Source organism: Streptococcus saliviloxodontae, assembly GCF_016908655.1.
Classification (GTDB): domain Bacteria; phylum Bacillota; class Bacilli; order Lactobacillales; family Streptococcaceae; genus Streptococcus; species Streptococcus saliviloxodontae.
This window is the reverse complement of record NZ_JAFBEI010000053.1, coordinates 1-9449: the sequence shown is the minus strand read 5'-3', so window position 1 is coordinate 9449 and position 9449 is coordinate 1. Positions and strand designations below refer to the sequence as shown.

At 36.7% G+C, this 9449-nt stretch carries 10 protein-coding genes; 1 reads left to right on the top strand and 9 read right to left on the bottom strand.

Annotation, left to right across the window (positions count from 1 at the left end):
* Nucleotides 1–279: 279 nt before the first annotated feature.
* The 9 genes from JOC31_RS09375 to JOC31_RS09335 all read right to left on the bottom strand — a co-directional run bounded on the left by JOC31_RS09375 (nucleotide 280) and on the right by JOC31_RS09335 (nucleotide 7985).
* Nucleotides 280–1509, bottom strand: a complete 1230-nt coding sequence (locus JOC31_RS09375; RefSeq protein WP_205017899.1) for an ABC transporter permease — start codon at nucleotides 1507–1509, stop codon at nucleotides 280–282.
* An 8-nt stretch (nucleotides 1510–1517) separates the two neighbouring features.
* Nucleotides 1518–2225 (bottom strand): ABC transporter ATP-binding protein, encoded by a 708-nt coding sequence (locus JOC31_RS09370; protein ID WP_205017898.1) that lies wholly within the window; start codon nucleotides 2223–2225, stop codon nucleotides 1518–1520.
* A gap of 3 nt (nucleotides 2226–2228) precedes the next feature.
* Entirely contained in the window at nucleotides 2229–3530 is a 1302-nt protein-coding gene (locus JOC31_RS09365; protein WP_338058845.1) for an efflux RND transporter periplasmic adaptor subunit, read from the bottom strand.
* A gap of 121 nt (nucleotides 3531–3651) precedes the next feature.
* Nucleotides 3652–4149 (bottom strand): hypothetical protein, encoded by a 498-nt coding sequence (locus tag JOC31_RS09360; RefSeq protein WP_205017897.1) that lies wholly within the window; start codon nucleotides 4147–4149, stop codon nucleotides 3652–3654.
* A gap of 309 nt (nucleotides 4150–4458) precedes the next feature.
* Nucleotides 4459–5052, bottom strand: a complete 594-nt coding sequence (locus JOC31_RS09355; RefSeq protein ID WP_205017896.1) for a hypothetical protein — start codon at nucleotides 5050–5052, stop codon at nucleotides 4459–4461.
* A 15-nt stretch (nucleotides 5053–5067) separates the two neighbouring features.
* On the bottom strand, nucleotides 5068–5568 hold the full coding sequence (locus JOC31_RS09350) for a stage II sporulation protein M (protein WP_275586120.1): 501 nt from the start codon (nucleotides 5566–5568) through the stop codon (nucleotides 5068–5070).
* On the bottom strand, nucleotides 5552–6259 hold the full coding sequence (locus JOC31_RS09345) for an ABC transporter ATP-binding protein (RefSeq protein WP_205017894.1): 708 nt from the start codon (nucleotides 6257–6259) through the stop codon (nucleotides 5552–5554). Before JOC31_RS09345 ends, JOC31_RS09350 begins: the two co-directional genes overlap by 17 nt.
* Nucleotides 6260–6263: 4 nt before the next feature.
* Nucleotides 6264–7646: a hypothetical protein gene (locus JOC31_RS09340; RefSeq protein ID WP_205017893.1), complete on the bottom strand. Its 1383-nt coding sequence runs from the start codon at nucleotides 7644–7646 to the stop codon at nucleotides 6264–6266.
* A 42-nt stretch (nucleotides 7647–7688) separates the two neighbouring features.
* Nucleotides 7689–7985 carry a hypothetical protein gene (locus tag JOC31_RS09335; RefSeq protein WP_205017892.1) on the bottom strand — a complete coding sequence of 99 codons (297 nt, stop codon included), beginning with the start codon at nucleotides 7983–7985 and terminating at the stop codon, nucleotides 7689–7691.
* 239 nt (nucleotides 7986–8224) lie between these two features.
* On the opposite strand from JOC31_RS09335, the gene JOC31_RS09330 reads away from it, so the two are divergent.
* Nucleotides 8225–9079: an Rgg family transcriptional regulator gene (locus tag JOC31_RS09330; RefSeq protein ID WP_205017891.1), complete on the top strand. Its 855-nt coding sequence runs from the start codon at nucleotides 8225–8227 to the stop codon at nucleotides 9077–9079.
* Nucleotides 9080–9449: the final 370 nt, after the last annotated feature.

The following is a 9449-nucleotide window of genomic DNA, read 5'->3' as shown; positions in this document are numbered from 1 at the left end:
TTCTCATCGCTTTAAACATGCAAAAAGAGAGAACCAATCTGATTCTCTCTCGCTGCTGATTATAAGTCAACCCACTACAGTTGACAAAGAGCCACATTATTTCCCTTTTTTATTTCAATACAAAAGCTTTTATAGTATCCTAATAATCTCAAAAACAATTCTCTTATAAGTCATAAGAAAATTCTGACTATTGTCGGGAATTGAATTTTCATAAGAAAAAATGAGAATCGTCAAACAAAAAAATCCGATGACGGTGACAGTCATCGGATCACTAGTTTACTATTCATAACGCAGAGCTTCAATAGGATTGAGTTTACTTGCTTTATTAGCTGGTAATAAGCCAAAAATAATACCAATCAAAGCTGAGAAAGCAATCGCTACACTAGCAACATCTAGGGATACCCCAACAGACATACCATTTAGGTTAGCTTTAACAACTGAATTGAGAATGAAGGTAATACCATAAGCAAAGATCAGACCAATCAAACCTCCTAAAACAGTCAGCACAACAGACTCAATCAAGAATTGCATCAAAATATGGCGACGTGTGGCTCCTAAAGCCTTACGCAAACCAATTTCACGTGTCCGCTCTGTAACAGAGACTAGCATGATATTCATCACACCGATACCACCTACCAAGAGAGAAATACCTGCAATAGCTCCGATAACAGCTGTCATCGTTCCATAAACGACATTAATCTCTTTCATCAAGGCTTCCATATCCGTCATGGTATAGCTGCCATCTGTGACACCTGATAAACTTGTCAACCGCTTGGCTGCCAGAGTTCCAAGACGCTTACTATCACTAGCATTATCGAGGTGCATATAGATTTGCCCCACTTCATTCACTCCAAATTCTGAAGCCACTTGAGTGTTAGCCATAATCGCTGAGCCTGACAAGCCGTAAGCCGAAACAGACGATTCGTCTGATTTATAGACACCCGTCACTAGATAGTCCTTGGCCCCGACAGTAATCACCTTATTAAGGGCATCTTTACGATTGGTAAAGAGTTTATCCGCCAAGACAGTATCAATCATGATGATACGTGAAAATTTTTGATAATCCAAGCTCTGGAAAGTTCTACCAGCTATGACCTTAGTCTTTTTCAACTTGAAATAGTCGCTACTAACACCTGTGATTTGCACATTGCTCATGTCTTTTTTAGCGTATGCAATCGTAGCAGTGCTCATATTCGTCACATAATAACCACTGATACCATCAATCTCATTAACAATTTGATCTAACCAAATCGGCTTCACTTCTTTTTCAGACTCAGGTGATACCAACAAACCAGCATAGGGATCTTCTTCAGCATCCTTGGCTTGGTAATAAAGTTGAACATCTTTTTTATCACCTGTGAAACTATCAGTTACACTTTTTTTCATGCCATTTCCCAAAGCCATAATAACAACAACTGCTGCAACACCGATGATAATCCCCAACATCGTTAGAATTGATCGCATCTTGTGACCCATAATAGACGACAGAGCAAATTTCCAATTTTCCATAAGTCCTCCTAGTCTATACGCACACTATCAGTTGTATCCAAAGTGATTTCCCCATCACGAATAACGATCTTACGTCTCGCATAATCTGCAATCTCAGGCTCGTGAGTAACCATGATGATGGTGCTACCTTCTTGATTTAACTGGGTCAATAGCTCCATAATCTGCTCACCGGTCTTAGTATCCAAAGCCCCTGTTGGTTCATCCGCTAAAATGATAGAAGGACTATTAACCAAAGCACGCGCAATGGCAACACGCTGTTTTTGACCACCTGACAGTTCCGACGGCAAATGCTTCATACGTTCCGTCAATTCTACTTTTTCAAGAAATTGCTGCGCTAATTGTTTACGTTTTGACACGCCCACACCAGCATAAATCAACGGCAATTCAACATTTTGTTGGGCTGTCAGCTTTGACAGGAGAAAGAACTGTTGAAAGACAAAACCAATCTCCTCATTTCTCAAATGAGCTAATTGATTCTCAGAAAGATCATCTACTTCCTTACCTGATAGGATATACGTCCCTGAAGTAGGTCTGTCCAAGAGACCAATAATATTCATCAAGGTTGATTTACCAGATCCTGATGGCCCCATAATGGCTAGAAACTCGCCTTCTTCGACAACAAGATCAATACCTTTTAAAACCTGCAACTCTTGATCACCATTTTTAAAAGACTTGGTAATGCCCTCAAGTTGCATCAAAATCTTTTTATCTGCCATAAGCTACTCACCTTCTGAGCTTGAATCACTAGAAGCTGTTGTTTCCGCAGCTGAGCTTGATGATGAGGTCTCCGCCTTTTTCGTATCAGCATTGACAGAGACTCTTGCTCCATCTGTCAAGCTATCGTCAGCCTTTGCCAAGACAAATTGTCCCAAGGTCAATCCAGTCGCAATTTCTTGATTTTCAGCATCAGCTGCTCCTAGGCCCACTTCTGTCTTCTTGACTGTCCCTTTGGTATCATCATAAACCCAAACATAAGATTTGTCACCTTCTTTGGTAATGGCTGATAAAGGCACCAAAAGAGCGGTGTTGGTATTGGCTACCTCAACAGACACTGTGAAACCTTGTTTTAACTGACCCAAGTCGCTCGTGATATCAACCTTGTAATCATAGCTTGAACCTGTTGAACCTGACGCATTTGAGCCAGCTGTCGTTGAAGAGGCATCTGATTTAGGGTAGTCAGAAATAGATGCGATTGTTCCAGACCAGGTTTGATCAGCATAAACCTTAGATTTGATAGTTACCGCTTGGCCAACCTTAACGTTAGCAAGGTCATACTCTGTTAGGGTCCCTTCTACTTGAAGACTACCTTGACTAACAATATGAACCAAGGTTTGGCTCGTTTGTGAAGAGGTGTCAACGTTTGCATTAGCTTCGACAACTGTCCCTGTAACATCACTAACAATAACCGTTTGATTGAGAGCCTCTTGAGCTTTTGCCACTTCATTTTGGGCAGATAGATAAGCATCATTGTAGCTTGCTAGCTGTTTTTGATAATCTGCCTCTGTCTGTGCCGAACTAACTGAAGGCGTTGTTGCTGCTTGACTCGTATCAGTAGCATCCTCTCCTGTTGTAGTGTCTGATATACTTTGGCTAGCTGTCGTTGAGGCATTACGCCCATAGGTTTTGTAGTAATTCAAATCACGTAAGGCTGCGTTTTCCTTACGAACCGCCTCATCATAAGTCGCTTGGGCTGTTGTCTGGTCATACTGAACCAATTGTTGACCTGCTGTCACTTGATCTCCGACATTAACAGACAAGCTGTAATTAGAGCCCTTACTAGACTCATAATAAACATACTGCTCCTGTTTAGCCTTGATATTACCAGTCAATAATGTCGAGGAAGCGACGGTCCCATTTTTAACCTCACTAAGGTCATAGGTCTTTTCCTCACCTGAGGAGGGATTGCTAGAGGCAACAGCACTCCAGATCCCTAAACCTCCAATAAGCACAAGGGCACCAATACCGCCAATAAGCCACCATTTCTTGTTTCCAATACCTTTAAACCGATGTTTCTTAACCACAATAAAATCTCCTTAACACTTACTTTCCATTACAGTATAGCACTCACTACCGCTCGCAGTTCTTACACTTTTGTAAGAATGACACCAATACCAACTGCACTCCAATAGCTCATCCTAACTTTTATAAGCTATCATCTGATGGTTTAGGTTCTTTATTAGCATAAGCTAGAACACAAAGAAAAATCACAAGTACCACTAGAGATACTCCAACACTGATCCACGTCCCCATTCTTGCAGAAGCCTGAACGGCTGCATCTGTATATAATCGTGAAAAAGAATAACTGTTAATCACGCTAATCACTTTTTCAATAAAGGTAAGCCCAAGATAGAAGAGGTAAAGAAAAAGAGCCTTACTATCTTTTCGAATCAAATAAATCAAACTAACAACAAGACTGACAAGCATCAAAAGCACTAAAGTACGGTAGAAAAAACCAGTCTCAAAAGCATGCTGAGCAGTCACTACCTTACTCGTCGCTTTTAATAAGGCATCTACCGAAGCATCACCTGTCAGTTGACTCGTCAAATCCTTTACCTTAGCTAGAAATGCCTGATAGAAACGACCTAAAGTAGCCACCAACGATAAACCAATCAAAATATAAAAATAAACTGTCCTTTTCATCTCAAAAGTCCTTTCTAAAAGTACAGGAAAAATCCTAAAGTCATAAAAACAAAAAACGTTTTCATATCTCTTCCATTATATCCTATTTTCGTAAATTTTGCCCAGAATATCCTAAACAGTCACATATTCGTCCTGAATGGTCAGAAAAAGCAAACAATAAGTCCCATTGATAACAAATTATTCACAATGTAATTATGCACATTAAGATAAAAACTCCTCGAACTTGAGGAGTTTTTATCAAGGTTTCGTAATAAGAGCTTATATTTATCAGAAATATCGGATACTCAAATAATCAAAATACTTATTTTGTTACGCACCAACTAATTTAAATGTAACATAGAAAATATCTACTAATAATGTAGTCAGTAATACTTGCTTCCAATTCTTATTTTTGATTTTCAACTGTAAACCAACCATATAAAGCATAAAAATGGATAACAAGCTAACATTATCTAAAAATATTCTTAGAATATCATTTTGAATATTAAGTATATCAATCCATTTTGGAATTGTTTTATCTGTCAAAATAAGTAGACCTAAGTTAACATATCCCATCAATAAAACAACAATATAGCATTCCGTAATACTATTGAATATTTTCTGATATGTTAACTTGATAGATAAAAACACAGAAGAAATCCAATAAATTAAGGATAAAAATATTATGGTAATAAAAGGAGTAATAAATGCTATCATTAAACCTATTATTGTACCTATTATTTTTGCAACTTCTGCAGCGTCAGCATTTTCATTATGTAGAGTTTTTAACGTTTCATCTATATTAACAACATTTTGACTTGTTAAAATATAAGTTAATAAAGTATATAACGAACAATATAAGATGAGCAGTACAATGTGGTGTGCTTTCCAAAAATTTAAAAAATTATTCCATTTTTTCATCATATATCCCTCAACTATTTAACCCAGAATTATAATTTCTATAAATGCAGCAATCAATAAGAAAATCGTAGCAACTATTACTAGTTTTAAGACTTTTAAATAAGCAGCTTTTCCAATATTGACAGTACGATTTATTATATAACTCTTTACAAGAAACAAACTTACATAATACCCTAGGAATAGACCAACTAATTCAAAACTTCCATGAAAAACAGTTAAATAAAGAGTATGTTGTAGTGAGGTAGTCTCTAAAGTATACCAGAAATATATTCCTATATTCATTAGGTTTAAAAACATGACCACTAGCGAAGATAATCCTAATGTCAACACACCCAGAACTATTATTAATAATGCTAGAAAATTATTAATAAATATTTCTAACACCGTATAGTTTTTGTGAAAAGTTACTATTGTATCATGACTTGATATCTGTTCGCTAATTAGTAAGGAACAAAAGATACTTCCCATTACTGTTAACAGTATAATAAATAATTCCAAATGCTTAATTAGAAACTTCATCATTAAATAGCAGCTCCAAATCCTTCTTCGTCTTGCCATCCACTTGAGAAATGACCTGAGCCAACTGTCCCTTCTTGATAAAGAGAATTCTATGGCACAGTTGGTCGATGAAGTCCAAGATGTGAGACGACAGGAGAATGCAGGTGCCTTCTGCCGCCAAGCGACGAATCCACTCCTGCATAGCTCTTATCTGCTGTGGATCCAAACCATCGAAAGGCTCATCCAAAAGCAGAACTCTAGGTCGATGTAAGATACTAATGATAAAATTGAACTTTTGCTTCATCCCTTTGGATAACTGATTGATAGCCTTGTACTTGGCATCCAAGAGATTAAAGTCTGAAAGAAGGTCATCAATCTCCTCTCGGCTGATAGCCAGATGTCTCACCTTGATAACAAAATCAAGATTTTCTTTGATGGTCAAAAAACTGTAAAGACTAAACTGGTCAGATAGATAACCAATGTCATTCCTGTAAAAAGAGGTCCCTACTGGCTCACCGCAATAGAAAATCTCCCCACTGTCTCTAGGAGTCAGGTTGGAAATCAAGTTAAACAAGGTGGTCTTGCCTGCTCCATTTTGTCCAATCAAACCGATAATCTCTCCTGCTTCTCCTTGAAAACTGATCTTTTTCAATTCAAAATCAGAATTGTCATATTTTTTGCCGATATTTTGGCAGTCTAATAAGATAGTCATGATATTATTCCTCCAACTGCACGATTCTTCTTTCCATAAGAACTCTCAAAACCAGAACAAGCACTATAAAAATAAGGAGCATATAAAACGTATTGAGAGAGAAGAAGGATCTGGTATTTGCCATGTAATAAGCACTTATCATAGACGTGCTTAAAGATATCATTATCGCTGAATACTGGGCAAGATTACTTGTCCCCTGATCCAGTCCTAAGAGGGTCTCCTTTTGTTTTGGAAAAAGAAGGCTGGTGAAGAAGAAAAAGAGTGGCTGTAAGGCAAATCCGAAGGTATAGACAAACAAATAAGCCAAAGTCTCCTCCAAACTCGTTGCACAAAAAATCAGAAAGCTAATCAGATAAATCACATAGAATGGAAGACTTAAGACGTAAGCAAGGTAGAGCTTGTTCCTAACCTTGTAGCGGATAAAGTCACCCATGTACCTTTCTCTTCGCATCCGTTCTCCTTCTAAATCGTAACTGTAATAGTAGATAAGACCAATCTGTATGATCATTAGAAGGGCTAGCGGTAGGTAGGTGTAGGCAAGCCCAATGACATTAAAATGATTTTGATTGTCAGTCAAGGGAATTTCTGTCCTGATTTTGACTGTTAGATAAATAGCTAAGAAGAGACAAGCTAGGGGAATCAGTAGTATAGCCAAGGGTGCAGAACCATTCTCATTCAAAGCAATCTTGAACTCCATTAGAAGTGGTGCGTTTGTCACCTCTGCCTTGACTATAAGGCGCTTCAAGAAGAAGACAAGACCAAGCACAAGTAAGCACAGCAGCGCAACAAGAATGAATAACCTAGAATCAACATTTAGCAGTCGTCTGATGTTCATAATCAAAACGACAAGCGTCATAGTCTGAAAGGTCAGAAACTTAGAAAGAAGGGTTAAAAGATTGCGAGGGATAGCCAACAAGTGGTATCTCCAAATAAACACAAGCGGCTGAAGCGCCAGCAAGCATAGATCAATAAGAAGAAGCGGTAAAAAGAGCTGAGGATATTGAAAATAGGAAATCAGTAAAATCGTCAAAGAATAAATCAGGTTGGACAGAAAGACTCGCATAGAAGAGACAATATCATTTCCCCTAGCGTATTCTTTCTCTGAAAAGCCAACGAGCTGAAAACTTCTCTTGCTAGCCCTATCCGACAAGATTCTCTGCGTCACATCCAAACCATTGACACTATTAAACAGCAAGGGTAGAAAACCAAATAAGAAAATCAGCTGATTGCTGGGATTGACCACAAAAAAGATAAGGGCGAAAAAGAGTGGTTGCAAGAAGCTGTCAAACCAGTCCAGCACCCAGAAAGCTTTAAGCGTGAGCGACATTCCTCTCAGTTGATTTTGTATCTGATAGTAGCTGTATAACAAAACTTTTCTGGCAAACATCTCTTAACTCCCTTCTAAGCAATCATGAATCTAGCATATTTTTTATAGTGACAATCCTGCACGTACACCATAACGTCTAATATAAGCAATGGCTACTGATGCAATAGCTCCCAAACCTGCTGTTGCAAGGAGAGTAGTTATTGTAGCGATTGCAGAAGCAACCCCTATAATTCCAGAAACATAACTGATAACCCAACTAGGAATACTTGGATAAGCGGCAAGTAGGTTTACCTGTGGCATTGTATTTAAAAATAGGTTAGACAATACCAATGTTGCCAATAAACCAATAAGTACAAATGTTGCTGTAATTTTTTCATTAACAATATTAACTTTTTTCATAAAAATACCTCCAATATCTAAAACTAAAAACACTTCAACAACTTAAATCCCTTAAAACATCGGACTCACCTCTTTCACTTAATAGCACTTTTAAAACCAAATCCAGAAAAAAAGATCACCTATTTTTACAAACATCTATAACGTTTACCTCCTTGTTAAATTGTATGCTATAATAATAGCATATAAGTAAAAAGGTTCGAAAATTTGTAAACTTTTGTCACTTTTAAAGGAGGTTTAATGTGCGTTGGAATTTTGGAACTATCTATAAAAAAATTCGTGAATCTAAAGGAATGACTCAATCACAAGTTTGTGGTAGCCAACTTTCACGTACTAGTCTTGCTAAAATTGAGGCAAACTTGAGAGTTCCTTCATTCGAAAATATGATTTTCTTACTAAATCAATTAGATATGAGACTTGAAGAATTCGAGTATATCTGTGATTTTTATAATCCAAATGAAAGACAAAAGATATTAAATATCTTGAATAACCATAATTCAATAAATGATATTAGTGAACTCGAAAATGCTTATGAACTTTGCCAAAATTATCTTAAGACAAACCATGATATTCCCATTGAACATGCCAAACAAAGGTTAGAACTTGTTATTCAAATCAGGAAAAATGGCTTACATAACAGTGAACATTCTTTTAAAAGGCTAACAAAGTTAATTTGGAAATATCTGGAAAAACAAGATACTTGGTATTTTTCCGATCTGCAATTATTAAATACTGTCCTTCATCACTTTCCTATAGATACTCTCCCTAACATCGTAAATAGGATATTAGCTAGTCTTGAAAAATATGAAAACTTCAAAAATATTCAAGATATACAAATTGCTATACTATTCAACGCTTCAACTATCTTCCTATATGAGGGATATCCAACAAGATGTGAAGAATTAACGAAACTGATTCTAAACTTAGCAAAAAAAGGAAAACAATATGACAAATTGGCTCTAGCCAATGTTCGTCTAGGTATCTGTCTACAAAATGTTCATCTTATTAATAAAGGAATACAATTACTAACTCTAACTGAGGAACACGACTTATTAAAACAAGCAAAAAAAGAGGTTGATACATTTTTAAAAAAATAAAAAGCACTCCAAAAACTAGATGAAAAATCTAATGACTGGAGTGTTTTTGATAAAATTAATATTAAGAAAATAAGGAAAAATTTTATTGACCTAGGATAGAAATGACGAAGATTAACCTTGAGGTTATCGAGGCGCTCTAAATATAGAAAAAAGCACCTCTTTACGAGATGCTTGCAATTTTAAGTGATAAAATCTTAGTCAAGCTAGGCAGGGCGATGCAGATTGAACTTGAGTTCATCAATATGAGGAAGTTCTTATATCAAAAAAGCCCTTCAATGAACTGCACCCCAAAAGTTAGACACAAAATCTAACGAATGGGGTGTTTTTTGATGAAATTAACGTATGAAGATAAATTAACAATATACGAGCT

What these genes read in the sequence shown, in the direction of transcription:
- JOC31_RS09375 (WP_205017899.1), bottom strand. Translation starts at nt 1,509, where the DNA reads ATGGAAAATTGGAAATTTGCTCTGTCGTCTATTATGGGTCACAAGATG.
- JOC31_RS09370 (WP_205017898.1), bottom strand. Translation starts at nt 2,225, where the DNA reads ATGGCAGATAAAAAGATTTTGATGCAACTTGAGGGCATTACCAAGTCT.
- JOC31_RS09360 (WP_205017897.1), bottom strand. Translation starts at nt 4,149, where the DNA reads ATGAAAAGGACAGTTTATTTTTATATTTTGATTGGTTTATCGTTGGTG.
- JOC31_RS09355 (WP_205017896.1), bottom strand. Translation starts at nt 5,052, where the DNA reads ATGATGAAAAAATGGAATAATTTTTTAAATTTTTGGAAAGCACACCAC.
- JOC31_RS09350 (WP_275586120.1), bottom strand. Translation starts at nt 5,568, where the DNA reads ATGAAGTTTCTAATTAAGCATTTGGAATTATTTATTATACTGTTAACA.
- JOC31_RS09345 (WP_205017894.1), bottom strand. Translation starts at nt 6,259, where the DNA reads ATGACTATCTTATTAGACTGCCAAAATATCGGCAAAAAATATGACAAT.
- JOC31_RS09340 (WP_205017893.1), bottom strand. Translation starts at nt 7,646, where the DNA reads ATGTTTGCCAGAAAAGTTTTGTTATACAGCTACTATCAGATACAAAAT.
- JOC31_RS09335 (WP_205017892.1), bottom strand. Translation starts at nt 7,985, where the DNA reads ATGAAAAAAGTTAATATTGTTAATGAAAAAATTACAGCAACATTTGTA.